The sequence below is a fragment of the Amycolatopsis kentuckyensis genome, from assembly GCF_002155975.1.
GTDB classification, from domain to species: domain Bacteria; phylum Actinomycetota; class Actinomycetes; order Mycobacteriales; family Pseudonocardiaceae; genus Amycolatopsis; species Amycolatopsis kentuckyensis.
The window spans coordinates 1-19994 of sequence record NZ_MUMI01000537.1 but is presented as its reverse complement, the minus strand read 5'-3'; the positions used below and the strand labels follow the sequence as shown (position 1 = coordinate 19994).

Annotated in this window: 22 protein-coding genes; 11 read left to right on the top strand and 11 right to left on the bottom strand. The window is 70.7% G+C overall.

The features are described 5' to 3' along the window. The 4 genes from CCN39_RS40930 to CCN39_RS40915 all read right to left on the bottom strand — a co-directional run. The coding region (locus tag CCN39_RS40930; RefSeq protein ID WP_086851653.1) for a WXG100 family type VII secretion target at positions 1 to 835 on the bottom strand (835 nt) is incomplete at its 3' end. Between the two features lie 9 nt (positions 836 to 844). Further along, positions 845 to 1168: a WXG100 family type VII secretion target gene (locus tag CCN39_RS40925; RefSeq protein WP_086851651.1), complete on the bottom strand. Its 324-nt coding sequence runs from the start codon at positions 1166 to 1168 to the stop codon at positions 845 to 847. Continuing rightward, complete coding sequence (locus CCN39_RS40920) at positions 1168 to 1767, bottom strand: YbaB/EbfC family nucleoid-associated protein (protein WP_244211227.1); 600 nt, start codon at positions 1765 to 1767, stop codon at positions 1168 to 1170. The genes CCN39_RS40925 and CCN39_RS40920 overlap by 1 nt, the downstream gene beginning before the upstream one ends. 91 nt (positions 1768 to 1858) lie before the next feature. Continuing rightward, the gene (locus tag CCN39_RS40915) at positions 1859 to 3124 is read right to left on the bottom strand and encodes an MFS transporter (RefSeq protein ID WP_086851649.1); all 1266 of its coding nucleotides are present in this window, start codon (positions 3122 to 3124) and stop codon (positions 1859 to 1861) included. Positions 3125 to 3284: 160 nt separating this feature from the next. Here CCN39_RS40915 and CCN39_RS40910 point away from each other — a divergent pair, with 160 nt between their 5' ends. After that, the gene (locus CCN39_RS40910) at positions 3285 to 3935 is read left to right on the top strand and encodes a YqgE/AlgH family protein (RefSeq protein WP_279629614.1); all 651 of its coding nucleotides are present in this window, start codon (positions 3285 to 3287) and stop codon (positions 3933 to 3935) included. On the opposite strand, the gene CCN39_RS40905 is transcribed toward CCN39_RS40910, so the two are convergent. Next, complete coding sequence (locus CCN39_RS40905) at positions 3932 to 4351, bottom strand: SdpI family protein (protein WP_086851645.1); 420 nt, start codon at positions 4349 to 4351, stop codon at positions 3932 to 3934. The two genes, CCN39_RS40910 and CCN39_RS40905, sit on opposite strands and share 4 nt — an antisense overlap. A gap of 66 nt (positions 4352 to 4417) precedes the next feature. Between CCN39_RS40905 and CCN39_RS40900 the strand changes: the two genes are divergently transcribed. The 3 genes from CCN39_RS40900 (at position 4418) to CCN39_RS40890 (ending at position 9399) form a co-directional block, all read left to right on the top strand. Continuing rightward, positions 4418 to 5578, top strand: a complete 1161-nt coding sequence (locus CCN39_RS40900; protein WP_086851644.1) for an esterase-like activity of phytase family protein — start codon at positions 4418 to 4420, stop codon at positions 5576 to 5578. Between the two features lie 152 nt (positions 5579 to 5730). Beyond that, on the top strand, positions 5731 to 8571 hold the full coding sequence (leuS, locus tag CCN39_RS40895; protein WP_086851656.1) for a leucine--tRNA ligase: 2841 nt from the start codon (positions 5731 to 5733) through the stop codon (positions 8569 to 8571). Positions 8572 to 8661: 90 nt separating this feature from the next. Then, on the top strand, positions 8662 to 9399 hold the full coding sequence (locus tag CCN39_RS40890; RefSeq protein ID WP_086851642.1) for an SDR family oxidoreductase: 738 nt from the start codon (positions 8662 to 8664) through the stop codon (positions 9397 to 9399). Here the strand turns inward: CCN39_RS40890 and CCN39_RS40885 are convergent. From CCN39_RS40885 to CCN39_RS40860, 6 genes are all read right to left on the bottom strand, one after another. Next, positions 9396 to 10133, bottom strand: a complete 738-nt coding sequence (locus CCN39_RS40885) for a TetR/AcrR family transcriptional regulator (protein WP_086851640.1) — start codon at positions 10131 to 10133, stop codon at positions 9396 to 9398. The genes CCN39_RS40890 and CCN39_RS40885 overlap by 4 nt on opposite strands. A 72-nt stretch (positions 10134 to 10205) precedes the next feature. Then, the gene (locus tag CCN39_RS40880; protein ID WP_244211225.1) at positions 10206 to 10826 is read right to left on the bottom strand and encodes a DUF3558 domain-containing protein; all 621 of its coding nucleotides are present in this window, start codon (positions 10824 to 10826) and stop codon (positions 10206 to 10208) included. Further along, the gene (locus tag CCN39_RS40875; RefSeq protein ID WP_086851639.1) at positions 10823 to 11227 is read right to left on the bottom strand and encodes a hypothetical protein; all 405 of its coding nucleotides are present in this window, start codon (positions 11225 to 11227) and stop codon (positions 10823 to 10825) included. The genes CCN39_RS40880 and CCN39_RS40875 overlap by 4 nt, the downstream gene beginning before the upstream one ends. Further along, positions 11224 to 11967, bottom strand: a complete 744-nt coding sequence (locus tag CCN39_RS40870) for an ESX secretion-associated protein EspG (protein WP_086851637.1) — start codon at positions 11965 to 11967, stop codon at positions 11224 to 11226. Before CCN39_RS40870 ends, CCN39_RS40875 begins: the two co-directional genes overlap by 4 nt. Further along, positions 11964 to 13349: a hypothetical protein gene (locus CCN39_RS40865; RefSeq protein ID WP_086851635.1), complete on the bottom strand. Its 1386-nt coding sequence runs from the start codon at positions 13347 to 13349 to the stop codon at positions 11964 to 11966. The genes CCN39_RS40870 and CCN39_RS40865 overlap by 4 nt, the downstream gene beginning before the upstream one ends. A 60-nt stretch (positions 13350 to 13409) precedes the next feature. Next, the gene (locus CCN39_RS40860) at positions 13410 to 13790 is read right to left on the bottom strand and encodes a hypothetical protein (RefSeq protein WP_244211224.1); all 381 of its coding nucleotides are present in this window, start codon (positions 13788 to 13790) and stop codon (positions 13410 to 13412) included. A 148-nt stretch (positions 13791 to 13938) separates the two neighbouring features. On the opposite strand from CCN39_RS40860, the gene CCN39_RS40855 reads away from it, so the two are divergent. The 7 genes from CCN39_RS40855 to CCN39_RS40825 all read left to right on the top strand — a co-directional run. After that, entirely contained in the window at positions 13939 to 14454 is a 516-nt protein-coding gene (locus CCN39_RS40855) for a YbaB/EbfC family nucleoid-associated protein (RefSeq protein WP_086851631.1), read from the top strand. A gap of 25 nt (positions 14455 to 14479) precedes the next feature. Continuing rightward, positions 14480 to 14803 (top strand): hypothetical protein, encoded by a 324-nt coding sequence (locus tag CCN39_RS40850; RefSeq protein WP_086851629.1) that lies wholly within the window; start codon positions 14480 to 14482, stop codon positions 14801 to 14803. Further along, positions 14796 to 15779 (top strand): WXG100 family type VII secretion target, encoded by a 984-nt coding sequence (locus CCN39_RS40845; RefSeq protein WP_158104594.1) that lies wholly within the window; start codon positions 14796 to 14798, stop codon positions 15777 to 15779. The genes CCN39_RS40850 and CCN39_RS40845 overlap by 8 nt, the downstream gene beginning before the upstream one ends. A 5-nt stretch (positions 15780 to 15784) precedes the next feature. Beyond that, positions 15785 to 16843, top strand: a complete 1059-nt coding sequence (locus CCN39_RS40840) for a hypothetical protein (RefSeq protein ID WP_143264344.1) — start codon at positions 15785 to 15787, stop codon at positions 16841 to 16843. A 300-nt stretch (positions 16844 to 17143) separates the two neighbouring features. Beyond that, positions 17144 to 18013: a ribokinase gene (locus CCN39_RS40835; RefSeq protein WP_086851623.1), complete on the top strand. Its 870-nt coding sequence runs from the start codon at positions 17144 to 17146 to the stop codon at positions 18011 to 18013. A gap of 28 nt (positions 18014 to 18041) precedes the next feature. Continuing rightward, positions 18042 to 18779 (top strand): hypothetical protein, encoded by a 738-nt coding sequence (locus CCN39_RS40830; protein ID WP_086851621.1) that lies wholly within the window; start codon positions 18042 to 18044, stop codon positions 18777 to 18779. Then, a partial coding sequence (locus tag CCN39_RS40825) for a putative PEP-binding protein (protein WP_244211223.1) occupies positions 18772 to 19994 on the top strand: 1223 nt, incomplete at its 3' end. The genes CCN39_RS40830 and CCN39_RS40825, both read left to right, overlap by 8 nt.

The following is a 19994-nucleotide window of genomic DNA, read 5'->3' as shown; positions in this document are numbered from 1 at the left end:
GCCCGACCGTCTGCGCGACCCCCTCGACCGCACCCCGGGCCCCAGCCCGCACGGCCGCGTCCGCGATCTGCCCGCCCGCGCTGTGCGAAAGCCCCTCGGTCGCCCCGCGTCCGATGGATCCCGATGCCGCCCCCACGACTCCGCCGACCGCGCCCGAGATCGCCGCGTCCGATGTCTTCGACCAGTCCCAGTCCTTGCGGTCGCCCTTGGCCATCTGCAGGCCCTGGATGCCCGCGTCCATCCCGAGGTTGATCGCCTCGTTCTTGAGGACCTCCATGCCGATCTTCTTGAGACCCTGCTTGAGCAGCTTCTCCAGCAGCTCCTTCGCGACCTGCTTGAACCCCTGCTGCGCCAGCTTCTCGAGCAGCTGCCGGAACAGCATCTGCACGGTCATCCGGGTCGCGATCTGGGCCGGCGCGATCCCCGCCGTAGAACCGCCGAACGTCACCGCCGCCGCCGCGATCATCGCCGCGATCTGGGCCGCCAGGACGATCAGCGAAATGATGATCATGTACTTCGTGTACTCGACGTCCAGTGCCGTCTGGTCACACGAATCGCCGAGGGCCTTCGCCGCGTCGGCCAGCTGCTTGAAGTACGCCTCGTCGCCCTCGACGAACTTCTTCCACTGCTCCGCGAACGCGTCGGCGCCGTCACCCGTCCAGTTGTCGCGGATGCCGGACGCCGCCTGGGTGCCGGTTTCCGACACCGGTCCGATCGCCGACGACGCCGTGTGCCACGCGTCCCGCAGCGCGCGCAGCTTGGTCTCGTCGCCCTCGGGCCAGCTCTCCCCGACGACGATCGGCAGCAGCCACTTGACCGCGTCGGGCATCTCCATACCCACGCGTCATTGCCCCTTGCCGAGCTGGGACGTCACGTCTTCGTCGGCGCCCGAAAGGGCCTTCATCGACTTGGCGACGTTCTGCTGCATCCCCCGCAACCCCGCCACGAGGTTGGTGAAGCCTTCGACGGCGCCCTGCGCGCCCGGCACGTAGTCCTTCGCGAACTCCTTGCCGGACTCGTCGCCGCCCCAGCACTCGCCCTGCGCGGCGAGCGCCGACTGCAGTGCCTTCGCCGCGTTGTCGAGCGCGTCGGCCGCCGTCACCAGGCCGTTCGACGCGCGCAGCACCGCATCCGGCTCCGCGGTGAACCCGGAACCCCCGTCCGGCATCAGTCGCCCCTCGTCATCCAGGACGACGGCGGCTCCTCGTCGTCGTCACGCGGCGGGCGGACGCGCTTGGGAGTGGGCTTCGGGGCCGGCATCGGCGGCGGCGGGGTCTGGTCGTTGCGCAGGATCGACCCGCCGTCTTCGAACGACTCGGGCCGCGGTGCCGGCGCTTCCGCCACGACCTCGTCGAAGGTGGGGATCGGCGGCACCAGCCCGGCCAGCGAAGGCGCACCCTCGACCAGGTCGGACAGGTCGGGCAGCCCCTCGGTGATCGGCGCCATCAGGTCCGCGATCTTCTGCTTGACCTGCAACGATCCCTGCCGCACCAGCGACTGGACGGTGTTCGCGAGCTGCGCGGGCGTCGTGCGCTCGAAGGTGTTCGGGGCGAACTCGAGTTTCGCGAGGCTGCCGCCGGCGTCGATGGTGGCGCGGACCAGCCCGTCGGGCGAACTCACCTGGGCCGTGGTTTCGGCGGCCGCGGCCTGGGCGTCCCGCAGCTGCGCGGTTTGCCGCTCGAAGTTCTCCAGGAGGGTGTCCATCCGGTCCTTCATCGCGGCATTGCGTGCTTCGAGCTGTGCACGGTCGTCGCCCGCGGTGGTCACAGGTGCCCCCGGTGTCCCTCGAACCTACTAATGACTTGCCGTCACCCTAATGCCAATGGAGCAGTCCCCGTGACCGGTTCGGGTGTTTGCGTCAGCGAATCGCGCGTCGCCGGGCGAGCACGTACCCCGCTCCGCCGACGAGGTAGCAGACCGTCGCGGCGATGAGCAGGCCCGGCGAGCGGCCGTCGTCCGGCACGAACAGCGCGGCGAGCGAAACCGCCGCGACCTGCGTGATGTTGAACAGCGTGTCGTACAGCGCGAACACCCGGCCGCGGGCTTCGTCCGCGACGTCGAGCTGGATCGACGAATCGACGCAGAGCTTGAGTACCTGCCCCGCGCCGCTGATCACGAACGACGCGACCAGCGCCAGCGGCAGCAGCATCGGCAGGCCCAGCGCGGACTGCGCGCTCGCCGCGAACAACAGCGAGCCGAGCACCGCGCGCAGCCGGCCGAACCGGCGGATCAGCCGCGCGGTCAGCAACCCGGCGAGCAGCAGGCCGGTGCCGGCGAGCGCGGCGATCTGCCCCAGCCCGGGCAGGCCGGCGCGGAAGACGCCGTGGTCGGTGAAGTAGTTGCGCATCAGCAGCACGGTGACCAGCAGCGACACCCCGAAGGACGCCCGGTGCGCGAACAGCGCGATGAACCCGGCGGTGACACTGGGCGCGCGCCACGCGTGCCGGGCACCGTCCGCCAGTCCCCGCGCGACGGCCAGCACCGGATTCGTCGGCTCGTCGACCACCGTCGGCCCGAGCACGCCGCGGGCGAAGCCGCGCGCGATCAACGCCGAGACCAGCGTGCCGAGCACCGCGAACGCCGTGGTCTCCGCCGATCCGACGTCGTTGCTGCCGAACAGCGCGCGCAGGCCGATCGCGCAGCCGCCGCCGATGACGGCGACCACCGACCCGAGCGTCGTCGCGAAGGCGTTCGCCGTCACGACGCTCTCTTCTTCGACGACGTGCGGCAGTGACGCCGACAGCCCCGAGCCGATGAAGCGGGAGATGCCTTCCGCGGCCAGGGCCAGCGAAAACAGGCCGATTCCACCGAAGCCGAGCCCGACCGCGGCGGACGCGCAGATGATCGCCAGCCCGCGCAGGAGGTTCGCGAAGATCAGGACTTTCCGGCGGTCCCAGCGGTCCAGCAGCGCGCCGGCGAACGGGCCGACGACCGAGTACGGCAGCAGCAACGCGGCGAATCCACCGGCGATGGCCAGCGGGTCGGCGGCGCGCTCGGGGTTGAACAGGACCGCGCCCGCGAGGCCCGCACGGAAGACGCCGTCACCCCAGCTGGCGGCGAACCGAGTGAAGAGCAGCCGCCGGAAGTCGGGGTCCTTGAGCAGCTCCCGAGGGCCTCTTCGCACTGTCGCCGTCCGGGCGCTGATCGTCACGAAGCCAGAGTAGAGGGTGGCCGGCGCACTGAGGTCGCCTCTCGGCGGCTATGCGCAGTGTGGCTCCAGCCGGACGGTATTCCACAAAGGCGGTTCTTCAGTGAGCCCGGGGGACACGGAGTGCGCCGGCCACATGTTTCAAACGAGGCTGTTGAGGCGATTGTTCCCGAGCCGAAGTCATTCGCCGGGCCAAGGGTGGGATCATGGGTCTGTGCCAGCGGACGCCGAGGTTGAACCGGGAACGCTCCTGGTCGCCGCCCCCACGATGGTCGACCCCAACTTCCGGCGGACCGTGGTGTTCGTCATCGATCATCGCGACGAAGGCACGCTCGGCGTGGTCCTGAACCGGCCGAGCGACGTCGCCGTGCACGACGTGCTGCCCAACTGGGGCGGGCACGTCGCCGAGCCGCAGGCCGTGTTCGTCGGCGGCCCGGTCGAGAAGAAGACCGCGTTGTGCCTGGCCGCGCTGCGCACCGGCGAGACGGCGGCGAGCGTGCCGGGCGTGATCGCGGTCCGCGGCCCGGTCGCGCTGGTCGACCTGGACACCGATCCCGAGGTGCTGGTGCCGAAGGTCCGCGGCGTGCGCGTCTTCGCCGGGTACGCGGGCTGGGACTCGGGGCAGCTGGCCGGCGAGATCGAGCGCGACGACTGGGTCATCGTGCCCGCGCTGCCGAGCGACATCCTGGCCTCGCCGGACGGCGACCTGTGGAGCCAGGTCCTGCGCCGTCAGGGCATCCCGCTCGCGCTACTGGCCACCCACCCGGGCGACCTCCAGCGGAACTAGGCCTCGTCCTTCTTGAAGACGCCGCAGCCGCCGGCGCCGCACGCGCAGCCGCTGCAGCCGGCCGGCGCGGCCGGAGCCGGGGCGGGCACGGTCAGCGCGGCCCGGTTGCCGAGCACGCCACCACCCATGACCAGCAGCAGCATGGCGAGCACGCCCGCGAGCGCGGCGGAGATGAGGCCCCCGGTCGTCGGCATGGCCAGCCCGGCCAGCCCGGTGAGCACGGCGATCGCGCCCCCGGCCATGGTCGGCAGGCCCGCGACGCGGTTGGCCAGCTTGAACGCCTCTTCGCTGCGCAGCGACGCCTGGGTGCGCACCCCGGTGCCGCCCTCGCGCGTCAAGCGCTCGCGGAAACCGAGGAACCCACCAAAGCCGACAAGCAGACCCAGCACGATCGGAACCAGCGCGATAGCGAACACGAGGTCAAGGATAAGCGTGACGTCCCGGCAACCTGCCGGATACCCTGATCGACTGTGCTACAGGCCATGTCACCGCGTGTACTGCCTACTCTCCTGACCGCTGCCCTGATCGGGGGAATCCTCGCCGCGACGCCGGCGAGTGCCACCGAGAGTCACCAGCGGCCCATCCGGCTGCTCGGCGAACAGATCGTCCCCAACGCCCTGCAGTTCCAGGGCACGACGGTCGGCGGCCTGTCCAGCATCGACTACGACCCCCGGACCGGCGGCTACGCGCTGATCTGCGACGACCGGTCGGCGATCAACCCCGCCCGCTTCTACACGGCGACCTTCCCGGTCACCGCCCACGGCGTCGGCGACGTCACCCTGACCGGCACGAAGTCGCTCCTGCGCCCGGACGGCACGCCGTACCCGCCGCTGGCGCAGAACGACCCCTCGAAGCCGCAGAACGAGCAGACGATCGACCCGGAAGAGCTGCGCGTCGACCCGTGGACCGGCGACTACTACTGGTCGCAGGAGGGCGAGCGGACGGCGACGACGCTGATCGACCCGTCGATCCGCGAGGCGCGCCGCGGCGGCGAATACGTCCGCGACCTGCCGATCCCCGCGAACGAGAAGATGACGCCGACGGCCGGGCCGCGGCAGAACCTGGTGCTCGAGGGCATCACGTTCACCGGTTTCGGCTCGCTGCTGGCCAGCGAGGTCGAAGGGCCGCTCCTGCAGGACGGTCCCGAGGCGACCACGACCACCGGCGCGCTCTCGCGGATCACCCTGCAGTCGCGCTTCGGTCCGGTCTTCGCCCAGTACGCCTACCCGCAGGAGCCGCTGTTCGCCGCGCCGGTGCCGCCGACGGCGTTCGCCACCACCGGCGTCTCCTCGATGCTGGCCGTCGACCAGGCCGATCCGACGAAGTTCCTCATGATGGAGCGCTCGTTCAGCACCGGCGTCGGCAACAAGGTGCGCGTCTACGAGATCGACACGACGGGCGCGACGAACGTCCTGGACGTCAAGTCCCTGGCCGGGGCCAAGAACGTGAAGCCGGTCAAGAAGCGGTTCCTCTTCGACGCGGCCGACCTCGGCCTGTCCACAGTAGACAACCTCGAGGGCATGACCTGGGGGCCGAAGCTGCCGAACGGCGAGCGCAGCTTGATCTTGGTCAGCGATAACAACTTCTCGGCGACCCAGGTCACCCAGTTCGTCGCACTGGCGGTCCCCTCGGAACGGCTTTGACCAGCAAGTTACGATGAAGGTATGAACACGGCTCGGCTGCTCCTTAGCCTGCCGCGCTGACCGGGCCCGGCCCGGCCGGCGCGGCGACCCCTCATGCCCTGGTGGCTGAGGGGTCGAGTTGTTTCTGGAGCGAGCGACGAAGGATGACGGCGATGACCGAGACAACAGGGACCGACGTCCCGGCGCACCGCTACACGGCCGCGCTGGCGGGTCAGATCGAGCAGCGCTGGCAGGACCACTGGGCCGACCAGGGCACCTTCCACGCGCCCAACCCCGTCGGGCCGCTCGCCGTCGAGGGGCAGCCGGTGCCCAGCGACAAGCTGTTCGTCCAGGACATGTTCCCGTACCCGTCGGGCTCCGGCCTGCACGTCGGGCACCCGCTGGGCTTCATCAGCACCGACGTCTTCGCCCGGTACCACCGGATGATCGGGCGCAACGTGCTGCACACGATGGGCTTCGACGCGTTCGGCCTGCCGGCCGAGCAGTACGCGGTCCAGACCGGGCAGCACCCGCGCAAGACGACCGAGGAGAACATCCGGACCTACCTGCGCCAGATCCGGCGCCTGGGCCTGGGCCACGACGAACGCCGTCGGATCTCCACGATCGATCCCGAGTACTACCGCTGGACGCAGTGGATCTTCCTGCAGATCTTCAACAGCTGGTACGACACGGAGGCGGGCAAGGCGCGGCCGATCGCCGAGCTGGAGGCCGCGTTCGCGGACGGCTCGCGCCCGACGCCGGACGGCCGTGACTGGGCGTCGCTGAGCGCGTCCGAGCGGAAGAAGGTGATCGACGACCACCGGCTGGTGTACATCTCCGAAGCGCCGGTCAACTGGTGCCCGGGCCTGGGCACGGTCCTGTCGAACGAAGAGGTCACCGCCGAAGGCCGCAGCGAGCGCGGCAACTTCCCCGTCTTCCGCCGCAACCTGCGGCAGTGGATGATGCGGATCACCGCGTACGCCGACCGCCTGGTCGACGACCTGGACCTGCTGGACTGGCCGGAGAAGGTCAAGTCCATGCAGCGGAACTGGATCGGCCGCTCGCACGGCGCCCGCGTCACCTTCAAGTCCGGTGACGACGGCATCGAGGTCTTCACGACCCGGCCGGACACCCTGTTCGGCGCGACGTACATGGTGCTGGCGCCGGAGCACCCGCTGGTCGACAAGCTGACCGCGGCCGCGTGGGCCGAAGGTGTCGACGAGCGCTGGACCGGTGGCGCCGCGACGCCCGCCGAGGCGATCGCGGAGTACCGCGTCGCCGCGTCGCGGAAGTCCGAGCTGGACCGGCAGGAGAACAAGGAGAAGACCGGCGTCTTCACCGGCGCGTACGCGACGAACCCGGTCAACGACAAGCAGATCCCGATCTTCGTCGCCGACTACGTGCTGATGGGCTACGGCACCGGCGCGATCATGGCCGTGCCCGGCCAGGACGTCCGCGACTGGGAGTTCGCCGAGAAGTTCGGGCTGGAGATCATCCGGACCGTGCAGCCGTCCGAAGGCTTCGACGGCAAGGCGTACACCGGTGACGGCCCGGCGATCAACTCGAGCTTCCTGGACGGCATGGACGTCGCCGAGGCCAAGAAGACGATCATCGACTGGCTGTCGGAGAAGGGCGCCGGCACCGGGACAGTCCAGTTCAAGCTGCGCGACTGGCTGTTCTCGCGCCAGCGCTACTGGGGCGAGCCGTTCCCGGTGGTCTACGACGAGGCCGGCGAGGTGCACGCCGTGCCCGAGTCGATGCTGCCGATCGAGCTGCCCGAGGTCGCCGACTACTCGCCGGTGACGTTCGACCCCGAGGACCGCGACTCGATGCCGTCGTCGCCGCTGGCCCGCGCGACGGACTGGGTCGAGGTCGAGCTGGACCTGGGCGACGGCCCGAAGAAGTACCGCCGCGACATCAACACGATGCCGAACTGGGCGGGTTCGTGCTGGTACCAGCTGCGCTACCTGGACCCGACCAACACCGAAACGTTCTGCGCGCCGGAAAACGAGCAGTACTGGATGGGCCCGCGGCCGGGCGAGTACGGCGCGGACGACACCGGCGGCCTGGACCTGTACGTCGGTGGCGTCGAGCACGCGGTGCTGCACCTGCTGTACTCGCGGTTCTGGCACAAGGTGCTGTTCGACCTGGGACACGTGACGTCCAAGGAGCCGTACCGGAAGCTGTTCAACCAGGGCTACATCGAGGCGTACGCGTACACGGACGCGCGCGGTGTCTACGTCCCGGCCGAGCAGGTCGAGGAGCGCGACGGGAAGTACTTCTTCAACGACGAAGAGGTCACCCAGGAGTACGGCAAGATGGGCAAGAGCCTGAAGAACGTCGTCACGCCGGACGAGATGGCCGAGAACTACGGCGCCGACACGTTCCGGTTCTACGAGATGGCGATGGGCCCGCTGGCCATGTCGCGCCCGTGGGCGACCAAGGACGTCGTCGGTGCGCACCGGTTCCTGCAGCGGCTGTGGCGCCTGGTCGTCGACGAGGCGACCGGCGAGCTGCGGGTGTCCACTGAGGACGCTTCCGAGGCGGACCGCAAGGTACTGCACCGGACCATCGCCGGCGTCCGCGAGGACTACGCGGAGATGCGGTTCAACACGGCCGGCGCGAAGCTGATCGAGCTGAACAACCACGTCACCAAGGTGTACGGCGGGGCCGCGTCGACGCCGCGTGAGCTGGCCGAGCCACTGGTGCTGATGCTGGCGCCGCTGGCCCCGCACATGGCCGAGGAGCTGTGGCACCGGCTGGGCCACGCGGATTCGCTGGTGCAGGGCCCGTTCCCGGTGGTGGACGAAAAGTACCTGGTCGAGGACTCGGTCGAGTACCCGATCCAGGTCAACGGCAAGGTCCGCTCCCGGGTGACGGTGCCGGCGTCGGCGTCGTCCGACGAGGTCCAGGCGGCGGCGCTGGCGGACGAGAAGGTCGCGGCCATGGTCGGCGATGGCTCGCCGCGCAAGGTCATCGTGGTGCCGGGGCGGCTGGTCAACATCGTCCTGTAGCGCCACGGCGGAAAGCCGCCGGTGCTTTCCCCGCGTTCTCGATTTGCTTGAGCCGTCAACGAAAACGGCTCGAGCAAAGGAGAACCGGGGATGACCCTCGACGGCAAGGTGGCCTTGGTGACGGGCGGCAGCCGCGGCATCGGTGCGGCCACGGCACTGCGGCTCGCCGAGGACGGCGCGGACGTCGCGCTGACGTACCAGCACAACGGCGCGCTGGCGGCCGAGGTGGTCGACAAGATCAAGAACCTCGGCCGCCGCGCGCTGGCGATCCAGGCGGATTCGGCGGACGCGGCGGCGGTGTCGGCCGCTGTTTCGGCTGCGGTGGCGGAATTCGGCCGGCTGGACGTGCTGGTGAACAACGCGGGCGTCGGCTTCGTGGGAGCTTTCACCGAGACGGCGCTGGAAGACGTCGACCGCGTGCTGGCGGTGAACGTCCGCGGCGTGTTCGCGGCAACCCAGGCCGCGGCCGGCGTCCTGGCCGACGGCGGCCGCGTGATCACGATCGGCAGCTGCGTCACGGACCGCGTGCCCGGCCCGGGCATGGCGCTGTACGCGACCAGCAAGGCGGCGATGGTCGGCCTGACCAAGGCGCTGGCCCGCGAGCTGGGCCCGCGCGGCATCACGGTCAACCTGGTCCACCCGGGCCCGACGGACACGGACATGAACCCCGCCGACGGGCCTTTTGCGGCCGACCAGCGCGCTCTCACGGCGTTCGACCGCTACGGAACGCCGTCCGAGGTGGCCGCAGCGGTCGCTTACCTCGCTTCACCCGACGCCGAGTACGTGACGGCGGCGGTGTTGTCGGTGGACGGCGGCCACGCGGCCTAACCGGAGTAGAGCCCGATCTCCCGCGCGAGGTCGGCGAGCATCGACTCGAACAGGACGTCCGGTTTGGACATCGGGATCGGGTAGTTGCCGAAGACCTCGAGCGTGACGTGCCCGTAGAGCCGGGCCCAGAACTGGATCATCAGGTACGTCACGCCGAGGTCGATCTTTTCGACGGGCACACCCTGGTCGGACTCGACGAGCACGGTGATCAGCGACTCCTGGAAGGTCTTCAGGTCGTCCCGCAGCTCATCGGGCACCCCGCTGGCCGACGGCAGCACGATGTCGTGCCGCGCGAGCACCCGCCCCGCGGCGGCGAGGAAGATCCGCCCGAACGGCTCATCGACCCGGCTCAGCGCACTCCCCGACGTCGACCCGATCCCTCCGGTCGGCGACGCGAAGACGAGCGTGAATTCCTTCGTGTGGGTGAGCGCCCACCGCCGGAAGCCCTTGCAGATGGCGAACAGCTGCAGCACCCCGTCGTCCGGCAGCTCGGCGATCTCCTCGGCCAGGTCGTCGGCCAGGTCGGCACAGACGTCCAGCCGCAGGTTCTCGACCAGGTCGTCCCGCGACTCGTAGTACCGGTAGAGCGCGGGCGCGGTGATCCCCAGCTCCCGCGCAATGGCACGCAGCGTGACCGCCTCCGGCCCCTGCTCGACGAGCAGCTTCCGGGCGGTCCGCCGGATGTCCTGTTCGGTAGCCGCACGCGCGCGACCCCTCCGCGTGGGGTGGCTCATCCGAACAGTCTAGGTGCTTAGTACGACAGATTTTGCATTAACGCGATCTCCGACGTAACGAAAAGGTGCAGCTCAGGCGCGCGCCTTGAGGTTGGTCAGCACCGTGTCGGCGACACCTCGCCCGAGCTGGCAGGCGTCCTTGCCGGCCTGGACCGCCGAGTCGCCGAGGCTCAACGAGACCGAGTACGCGAGGTTGTCCGCGATGCCGACGACAACCACGCACGTCCGGTCGTCGGTGGTCCCGACGCCGACGTAACCCACGGTCGGGTAGCCCTGCACCGGATCCAGGTCGTCGACCCACCGTTTCGCCTTCGGCTTCACGTTCTTGTAGGTGAGGCTGATTCCCTGGCCGGGCTTGGTGTCGTAGCCGATCAGGATTCCGGCGGCTGATCCCGATGCGCTGGCCCAGTCGCAGGTCGGACCCAGTTCCGTGTCCTTCGATTCGGGTGCGTTCGTCTGCCCGAGATAGCCCTGGACCTGTTCGGCCGTCAGTGCCGAATCGCACGGATTGCCGTCCAGCACCTTGGCGGGCAACGGGTTGTCGACCTTGGGGGCACCGCTGTTCGGCAGGTCCGAGCTGCTCGTCGATGCGGGCGTGGGCGTGCCCGCCACCTTGTCGTTGCCGGTGCAGGAGGTCAGAAACGCAGCTCCGGCCATGACCACGGCCAGGGTGGTGGGAATCCGATGCCTCATTCGAGCGACCCCTTGATCGTCTTGGTCGAGTCTGCTGCTTGCTGGTCCGTTGCCTCGGTGATGCCAAGGGCTTGCTGCAACCTCCGGATCAACTCCGTGAGGTAGTTGAATTGGTACTGCAGGTGTCCCTTGTAGTACGCGCCGGACTCGTTGATTCCGTTCGGCCCGTTCACCGCGGCCTGGCTGACCGGTTCCTCCGCCGGCGGCGTCGCCTGGAACAAGTGATCGGCTTCTCGTATTTGCTGGACGAGGGTTTCGCGTTGGTCCTTGGCCTTCTTGAGCATCGCCCGCATCTCCGAGCTGCTCATCGCGAACCCCTGCCCACCAGCCGGCCCCGCCGCGGCCCCACTCGGCAGGTCCGTCGCCCAGAAGCCGATCCCGCTGAAGATCGAGCCCGTCATCGTCCTCCCCCTAACCCGTTCAGGGTCGCGTACAGCACGTCGGTCAGCGCATCCCGGGTCCCCGGCCGGAAACTGACCATCCGCTCGCGGCCCGGGTACACGTACGTCAGCACCCGTCCTGTCCCGGCCACGTCCACCGCGGTGATCGGCGCGCTGCGGGAACCGCGGTTCACGGCGTAGCACTGGTGCAGCCCCGTCCGCCGTGCCGCCATCAGCCGGCGTGCCCAGGGCAGCGGGTCCCGCCCGCGGTCGACGGTCGGGCCGTCGAGGTCGTAGGACTCCTCCACCGCGCGACCCGAGAACCGTGCCTCGGGAATCGACACCGCCGAAATCCGCGCCGGCGGCACCGGCGGCAGCACGTCCACCAGTGACTCCGCCAGCCGCGACGGTTCCACGACGTCGATCCGGACCGTGTCGTCCTTCCGGATCAGCCGGAGCGCGTCCGGTCCGGCGGCGGACACGAGCACCGCGCCCGACTCGTCCGCTTCGATGTCGCCCAGCCACGCCGTGAACTGGTGGGCGCCCTTCGCCAGGACGCGCAGGACGTTGCGGAACTCCCGCGTCAACGTGCCGTCCGCCGCAAGCCGGAGCGATGTCAGGACGTCGAGGACCTGCTCGTCGAGCTGCTTGCGGGTCTCGTCGCCGAGCCAGAGGTTGTCGGCGCCGAGGACCGCGGGCGGTGGTCCGTGCCGTTCCCACTCCCACGCGGTGAGCAGGGCCGCCTTGGGCAGGAAGATCACAGCCCGATCACCGGAGGCACCGTCCGCTCGTCGGAGCCGCCGAAGATGCTCTCCGGATCCGCCTCCACCAGGTACGACGCGCGCTGGTGCTCCGTGTCCTCCTCGCCCTGGCCGCCTTTGGCGCCGGGGCCCATGCCGCCCATCCCCGGCGAGCCCGGCTTGCCCGCCGCGCCGCCACGCACGCCGCCGGCCGCGCCTGGACGTCCTTCGCCCGGCACGCCGGCGCCGGTCGCCGCGCCCGGAGCGCGGGAACCCACGCCCGGACCGCGGGCACCCGCGCCGGTGCCGCCGCTCGCGCCGGACGACGAACCCGGCCCGAAGCCGCCGCCACCAGGGCCGAAACCGGGCCCGAAGCCGGGACCGGACCCACCGCCGGGACCGGAGCCGGGACCGAAGCCCGGCGGCTGGTAGCCCGGCGGGTACTGCGTCGACGGCGGCACATAACTCTGCGCGCGAACGCTGTCGTCCACGCCGGCCGGGTGCGACCCCGGCGGCGTGACCTGCCCGGGCGGGGTGACGTGCCCGGGAGGAGGTGGCGGCGGCCCGACCGGCGGATGGACCGCGGGCGGCGGCTGCACCTCGGTGCCGATCGACCGGTCGTCGTCGCCACCGGTCCGCGTCCGCTTCCGCGGTGGCGGCTCGACCGGCTTCTTCGGGTCCTGCACCCTGAAGTCGCCGCCGGTGTACTCGCGGAGCTGGCCGTAGTCGATCGTCCGGGCCGCGGTGTTCGAGCTGGACTGCTGCGAATACGCGGTGTACCGCTCGACGTTCTCCTGGGCCTTCCGGTTGTACTGGTTGATCTGGTCTTCGGTGTCGGTGTCCCACGGCGTCGCGACGTCCCAGGCGCTGCGCGTCGGCGGCCGGTCGGTGACGTCCGGGTGCAGCGAGTTCTTCATCCGGTGGAACTGGTCGATCTGCGCCTGGGCCAGCGTCGAGTTGCGGTCGAGGCTCGTCGACGCCGAAACCGCCGACGCCGTCAGCGGCTGAAGCCGCTCCCGGGCCGCGTCCGAGGCGCCACCCGTCCACGCTGATTCGAGGCTCGACGTCAGCTCGCGCGTGCCCTGTTCGAGCTGGCGTTGGTAAGTCGACTGGTCGACACCCGCCTTGTGCACCTTCTGCAGCGACTCGGTGCCGGGACCGCTCATCACCGCCTTGACCAGCTGGCCGGGTGACAACCCGGCGGCCTGCGGGTTCGCCCCGCCGGTGCCGGTCTGCGAACCGATGTACGCCCCCGCGACCGCCCCGGGAACGCCGCCCGCGAGCAGGCCGACGCCCGCGCCGGTCAAGACGTTGCCGAGCCGCTCACCACCCGACTGGACGGCGTGCGCGATCTCCGACCCGACGTGCTTGGCAGCGTCGAGCATGTCTCCGAACAACCCCACCGAACCGCGCTCCCCTCGCGTTCGATCTCCCCTCTTGCGTCACGCACGATACCGCAGCGGTTACCGACCGTGGGAAGAATCGACCAGGTCGGGCGCTCGCACCTGCCGCCGGATCAGCGGCCGCAGCACCCACATGGCCACGACGGCCATGCCGAGCGCCGCGAAGAAGTGCACGGCCCACGCCCCGATGAGGGAGGGCCCGCCCCACGACCCGGCGGCCCCCTCCTCGGTCCAGAAGAACCCGAAGGTCGCGATGCGGCCGACGAGGTACCAGATCAGCAAGGCGACCGGAAAGGCGGCGACCGCGGCGAGGAAGCCACCCGCTCTCGGTTCGGCGTCCAGCCATCGCCGCGCGAGCCGCTCCCGCGCCTTCGGGCCGGCCAGGTAGGCGGGGAGCGCGACGGCCGCGTAGATCGTCCGTTTCCAGTCGGAGATGTTCATGGAAAGCACGCTACGAGCCGCTGACCAGCGCGAACATGCGGTTTACCGCAAAGAAGGGTGGGGAAAACCGGAACTCCCCCGAAACTGTCGGACCGGTGTGCCACACTCGGTCGTCGTACGGTTACTGACGTGAACAGGGGAGGTTCGCGTGTCGAGTCCTGAGCAGCTGCTGGCGAGCTTCGACGCCAAGATCGCCGAGGTCAAGCAGCGGGGCGACCGCATGCAGGCCGAGATGGCGGCGGTCTCCGTGTCCGAGCGCAGCCAGGACGGCCAGATCGCGGTCGAGGTCAACCACCTCGGCAACCTCGTCGGCCTGGAGATCGGGCACGCGGTGCGCGAGAAGGCGAACCTCGCCGACGAGATCCTGCGGACCGTCCAGCGCGCGCAGAGCAAGCTGGCGGGCGCCGTGCAGGCCGGGATGCCGTCGATCGCGGGCACCGAGACCATGGCCGAGCTGGTCCAGCAGCTCCAGCACGAATTCCCGGAGCCGGCGCCGCAAGGTTTCGTGGACGGTGGCCCGGCGGCGCCCGCGAGCGAGGGGGCGCGCTTCATCGCCGAGGAAGAGCCACCGGCGCCGCCGAAGCCGAAACCGGCGCCACCGCGTCCCGCGCCCGAGCCGGGCACCGACGACGACTACTTCAGCGACGGCGACTACCTGCGCTGACCAGGGCGACGAGGGAGGGAAGACCGTGAACGACCCGCAGGCGGACATCCGGATCGAGCCGGAGCAGTTGCTGTCCCACGCGAAGAAGCTCGAACCGTTCGTCGACCGGTTCGCGAAGACGCTGGACGCGGCGGCCCAGGTCGTCGACCCGTTGGCGTTCGGCCTCATCGGCCAGGCCAGCGGCCTCGGCGCGCTGTGCGGCGTCGCCCAGACCCTGGGGAGCGACTCCATCGGCCACGCGAAGAACGTGGCCCAGGAGCAGATCGACCGCGTGCGCACCTGGTCCCAGCACGTCGACTGGCGCGAGCAGGACGTCAAGGCGAGCTTGGAAGGCATCCACCTTGACTGAGAACGCGTTGGTGACGGAAGCCAAGAAGAAGGTCGACGAGGGGTCCTCGGCGCTCGAAGGCGCCGGGATGGCGCAGGACTTCTGGGACGCGGCGACGAAAGCGGCTGACGACGACTGGACCGAAGGCCTGCTGAACCTCGGCTTCGGCGCCGCCGGCGTGATGGAGTTCGTCCAGGATCCGATCGCCGGCCTGGCCAGCATGGGGCTCGGGTGGCTGATCGAGCACGTCGAGGTCTTGCGTGCTCCGCTCGACTGGGTGACCGGCAACCAAGAACAGCTCGACGTCATGCAGGAGACGTGGAGTGGCATCAGCGACGAGATCGACGCGGTCGCCAAGGATCTCCTGGACACGGTCAAGGCGGACAGCGCGGAGTGGCAGGGCCAGGGCGCGGACGCTTATCGCGCGTTCACCGCCGAGCTCGGTGACATGTACTCCGGGGTCGCGGGCGGCGCGAAGGCCATCTCCGTGCTGATCGACGTCTGCAAGAGCATCCTGAACGTCGTGCGCAGCGTGCTGCGGGATCTGCTCACGGAATGCATCGGCAAGCTGATCAGCATCCTGATGCGCTACCCGGGCCCCGCCGCGCCCGCCGGCGTGGCCGGCGAAGGCACGGCCGAGATCGTCAAGTGCGGCCGGCGGATGTCGGAATGGCTGCAGAAGCTCGTGCGGGCCTTCCAGAAGGGCATCAGCCAGTTCAACCACCTGAGCGGGCTGTTCCGCACCGTCGGCCAGAAGCTGCTGGCGGCGCTGCAGGACGCGGCTCGCGCGGCGCCGGGCGTCTTCAAGGACGGCATCAAGGAACTGCCCAAGGCACTCGGCGAAGAAGCCGGGAAGGAAGCGGGCAAGAAAACCGCGGGCGTCTACGACGAAGCCGACAAGGAGTACCGCGAGAACCACTACAACGAGAAGAAGCCCGCGGCCGCCGAGCCCGTCTTCCAGCAGCAGGGCGGCCAACGCATCTCCGGCTCGATCTAGCCGCCGTGGTGTCGACGACTCCCGGCGGGCCGGAAACGGCCGTGGTGCCGGTCCGGCTGCCGATCTACCACCAGCGGTCCGTGCTGCGGACGACCGCGGGGTGCCTGGCGTTCCTGGGCCTCGCGCCCGCCGTCGCGGCCGGACTGCTGGTGTGGGCGCGCAGCCACGACCCGGTCGCGCGCTTGGTGGCACCCGCGCTCGCCGTGGTGGCGGTGCTGTGCTTCTGCAGCGGGCCGATCATGCGGCGGTACATCCGCCGCAACGGTTCGCTGGTGACAGCGAGGGTCGAGTTCGGCCCCGACGGGTTCCGGCAGCCGCTCGAGGACAAGACGACCCTCGTTCTGCCCTGGGACGACGTCCGCCGCTTCGACTTCCGCGGGGGACAGCCCGGCGGCCGGGTCGCGCTCGCCGTTTCGCTGGTGGACGAAGAGGCGATCCGGAACCTGAACCCCGACTGCCGGCACAAATCCGATGACGGCTTCATCCTGTCGTTGGCGATGGCCCGGGAAGAAGCCGAGAAGGCGTCGGCGGCGATCGAGCGGTACCGTCCCGGCCTCGTTCGCTGGACGTCCAAGAACGTCCGGCGCGGCGGCTTCGGCGTACCGAACCCGGTGAAGCTGCTGGTCAAGCGCTGGAGCGCGGATCAGGCGCGCACGCTCGTCCGTGCCGAGCAGGCGTCCGCCGGCCGGTTGTTCGTCCTGTGGGTGGCTTGGCTGGCCGTCATCGCCGACTTCGTGGCGCCGGCCTTGTACGACATCCCGGTGGGCATCCCGCTGCCGGTCGCCCTGGCCATCTGGGTACTGCTTTACCTGACGCGCTATCGGGGTGACTCCGGCGAATTCGCGCTGACCAGCGACGCGATCACCTGGCGGCCCAAGGAAGGTGACCCGATCAGGGTGCGGCGCGCCGACCTCGCCCGGCTGACGGCCGAGCCCTCGGCGAAGCATGCCACGCGCCACTACGTCGCGGTCCACGCGGTCCTGCGCCGGGGCGAGGATCGGCTGCTGGCGGCGAAAGTCTCCCCGGGCGCGGCCAAGAACGTGCTGCGGCTGGTAACCGCGTGAGGTCGGGGCGCCGCCGACGCCGATCACTCGGGGGGCTACGTGATCGGCGCCGGCGACCTGATGCCCTGTCCGGCTCGCGCCGGTCGAGCACCGTCACCACGTCTCGCGTGATGACGCACCTGGAGAGCGGGACCGGTCCGTGAAGTGACGGCCGGGGGACGGACATCCCCCGATCGAGTGACGGGTATCCGCTGCTCGCATGATTGTCGCACTCAACGCCGGATAAGTTACAAAAACCTTCACTTTCCCCCTGCGCACCCTTCCCGACCTGGTCGGACGGCTTTCGTGGGACAGTGCGGTATGAACTCCGACGTACTCGTTGTGGGATCCGCCAACGCCGACCTCGTCGTCGCCGTGGACCGGCGGCCGGCGGGTGGCGAGACCGTACTGGGCGGGGACACCGTCCTCTCGCCGGGCGGCAAAGGGGCCAACACGGCGGTCGCGGCGGGCCGGCTCGGCGCGGACGTCGCCCTGCTTGGCGCCGTCGGCGACGATCCCTACGGCCGGCTGCTGCTCGACTCGCTGCGCGCCGCGGGTGTCGACACCGGACTCGTCCGGACCAGCGAACGGCCCACCGGCATCGCCTACATCACCGTCACCCCGGACGGCGAAAACGCCATCCTGGTCTCGCCCGGCGCCAACTCCAGCCTGGAGCCCGGCGACGTCGACGCCGTCTACGACGGGGTCGAGATCATGGTCGCGTCGCTCGAGGTGCCGCTGCCGACTGTCGAACACGCCGTCGCGCGGGCCGCCGAAAAAGGCGTCAAAGTCCTGCTGAACCTGTCGCCGGCGGCCGAGCTTTCCCCCGAGACGCTCGCCAAGCTCGACGTCCTGCTGGTCAACGAGCACGAAGCGGCCTGGCTGACCGGGCCCGGCGCGGACTTCCGGAAGCTGCTCGAACTCGGGCCGCGGGCCGCCGTCGTCACGCTCGGGGCGGCCGGCGCGGTCGTCGTCGAGGACCACGGGACCACCGAGGTCGCGTCGCCGGAAGTGGAGGCCGTCGACACCACCGGCGCCGGGGACGCCTTCGCGGGCGCGCTCGCCGCGTCGCTCGCTGACGGCGTGGACCTCGTCTCCGCGGCGAAGCGCGCGGTGCGCGTCGCGGCCTTCAGCGTCACGCGGGCCGGCGCGCAGCCGTCCTACCCGACCGCCGCCGACCTGGGGGAATGATCTTCCGGGTACCCGTGTTGCAGGTCACATGGGCGACTCGTTCGACTCGGCCTGGTGGCGCGGCTACGCGGCTCAGCTGCGGGCGATCGCGGACGCGCGCCGCCCCGACCGGCTCGCGATCATGCCGCTCGACGAAACGCTCAAGGCGCTCGGCAAGCAGACCGAGGTCGACGAAGGCGTCTACGACGTGCCGTTGGAGGGCGTCGTCGGCACGGTCGCCCGCGCCGGCGACTTCGATCGCGAGTTCCGGCCGCGCAACCGCGCCCTGCGCGACCGCTGGGAGCGGCTGACGCGGACGACCGCCGACCTCCCGCCGGTGCGGCTCGTGCGCCTCTCCGACATGTTCTTCGTCGACGACGGCCACCACCGCGTCGCCATCGCCCGGGCCCGCGGCGCCACGACCATCCGCGCGCGGGTCCGCTGGATCAGCACGGTCGCCTGCGCGCTGCGCTGCCTGACGCTCGCCGACCTGCCGTCGAAGACCGCCGAGCGGATGTTCCTCGAGCGCGTCCCGCTGCCCGACGACGTCCGCTTCGGACTGTGGCTCGACGACCCGGCCGACTGGTTCCGGCTCGCCGACTCGGCCGAGGCCTGGGGTTTCCGCCGTATGCTGGCCGGACGGCCAGTGCGCAGCCGCGACGAATTGGCCGACTCCTGGTGGCACGAGGAGGTCCGGCCGGTGCTCGAGCAGGTACGGCAACGCGGTTTGTGCCCGCCACCACGAGATATCCAGGCCTACCTGAGCTATGGTCTAGACCATGCCTGAGTTTGCTGCCGCCGCGCCCGAGCCCGATGCCGCCTCCGGGGGAACGAGTGCGTCGCCTGGATTCGATGCCTCTTCCGCGGGGTCCTTGTCCGGGGTCGCCGTCAGCCCCGGCCGCGCCAGTGGCCCGGTCGTCCGGGTCGCGGAGCCGCTCGGCGAGCCCGCCGCCACCCCGGCCCCGGCCGATCCGGCCGCCGAGGCCGCCCGGATCGCCCCCGCGGCCGCGACCGTCGCCGGCCGGCTGGAGAAGCAGGCCGAGACCGCCACCGGCGAGGCGGCGACGATCCTCATCACCACCGCGGCGATGGCGGCCGACCCCGCACTCGCGTCCCAGGCCGAGTCGCTGGTCAAGACGCAGGGACTGCCCGCCGCGCGCGCCGTCTACCAGGCCGCGGAGGGCTTCGCGGAAGCGCTGGCCGCGGCCGGCGGGTACATGGCCGAGCGCGTCCGGGATGTCCGCGACGTGCGTGACCGGCTGATTGCGGAGCTGCTCGGCATCGCGCCGCCGGGGGTGCCCGAGCTGGCGTCGCCGAGCGTGCTGGTCGCCCGCGACCTCGCCCCGGCCGACACGGCCGGCCTCGACCCGGCGAAGGTGCTCGCCCTGGTCACCGAAGAAGGCGGCCCCACCAGCCACACCGCGATCCTGGCGCGAGCGCTGGGCATCCCGGCCGTCGTGGCGGTGCGGGGGCTGCTGGCCCTGGACGCGCAAGCGCTTGCGGTCGACGGCGACACGGGCACGGTCGAGGTCGCGGACCCGGCAGCCCCGGTCGTCACGGCAACGGTGGCCCAGCTCGCCGACTGGAACGGCACCGGATCGACGGCCGACGGCCACCGCGTGAAGGTCTACGGCAACGTCGGCTCCCCGGCCGACGCCCAGGCCGCGGCCGACGCGGGCGCCGAAGGAGTCGGCCTGTTCCGCACGGAGTTCTGCTACTTGGACGCTGCGGACGAGCCGTCGGTAGCCGACCAGCGCGCGGCGTACACGGCGGTGCTTTCGCCGTTCCGCGGCAAGCCGGTGATCGTCAGGACCCTCGACGCGGGCGCCGACAAGCCCCTGGCGTTCCTGTCCCCGGAAGCCGAGCCGAACCCGGCGCTGGGCGTGCGGGGCTTGCGCGTGGCGTTCGACCGCCCCGAGGTGCTGGACCGCCAGCTCGAGGCCATCGCGGGCGCGGCCGAGGATTCGGGCGCGGAGGTCTCGGTGATGGCCCCGATGGTGGC

Bases quoted from the DNA above. Each gene is read 5' to 3' on its own strand.
- leuS (WP_086851656.1), top strand. From the start codon at position 5,731: ATGACCGAGACAACAGGGACCGACGTCCCGGCGCACCGCTACACGGCC.
- CCN39_RS40860 (WP_244211224.1), bottom strand. From the start codon at position 13,790: ATGAACATCTCCGACTGGAAACGGACGATCTACGCGGCCGTCGCGCTC.
- CCN39_RS40835 (WP_086851623.1), top strand. From the start codon at position 17,144: ATGAACTCCGACGTACTCGTTGTGGGATCCGCCAACGCCGACCTCGTC.
- CCN39_RS40900 (WP_086851644.1), top strand. From the start codon at position 4,418: ATGTCACCGCGTGTACTGCCTACTCTCCTGACCGCTGCCCTGATCGGG.
- CCN39_RS40875 (WP_086851639.1), bottom strand. From the start codon at position 11,227: ATGACGGGCTCGATCTTCAGCGGGATCGGCTTCTGGGCGACGGACCTG.
- CCN39_RS40890 (WP_086851642.1), top strand. From the start codon at position 8,662: ATGACCCTCGACGGCAAGGTGGCCTTGGTGACGGGCGGCAGCCGCGGC.
- CCN39_RS40880 (WP_244211225.1), bottom strand. From the start codon at position 10,826: ATGAGGCATCGGATTCCCACCACCCTGGCCGTGGTCATGGCCGGAGCT.
- CCN39_RS40925 (WP_086851651.1), bottom strand. From the start codon at position 1,168: ATGCCGGACGGGGGTTCCGGGTTCACCGCGGAGCCGGATGCGGTGCTG.
- CCN39_RS40910 (WP_279629614.1), top strand. From the start codon at position 3,285: ATGTTTCAAACGAGGCTGTTGAGGCGATTGTTCCCGAGCCGAAGTCAT.
- CCN39_RS40885 (WP_086851640.1), bottom strand. From the start codon at position 10,133: ATGAGCCACCCCACGCGGAGGGGTCGCGCGCGTGCGGCTACCGAACAG.
- CCN39_RS40830 (WP_086851621.1), top strand. From the start codon at position 18,042: ATGGGCGACTCGTTCGACTCGGCCTGGTGGCGCGGCTACGCGGCTCAG.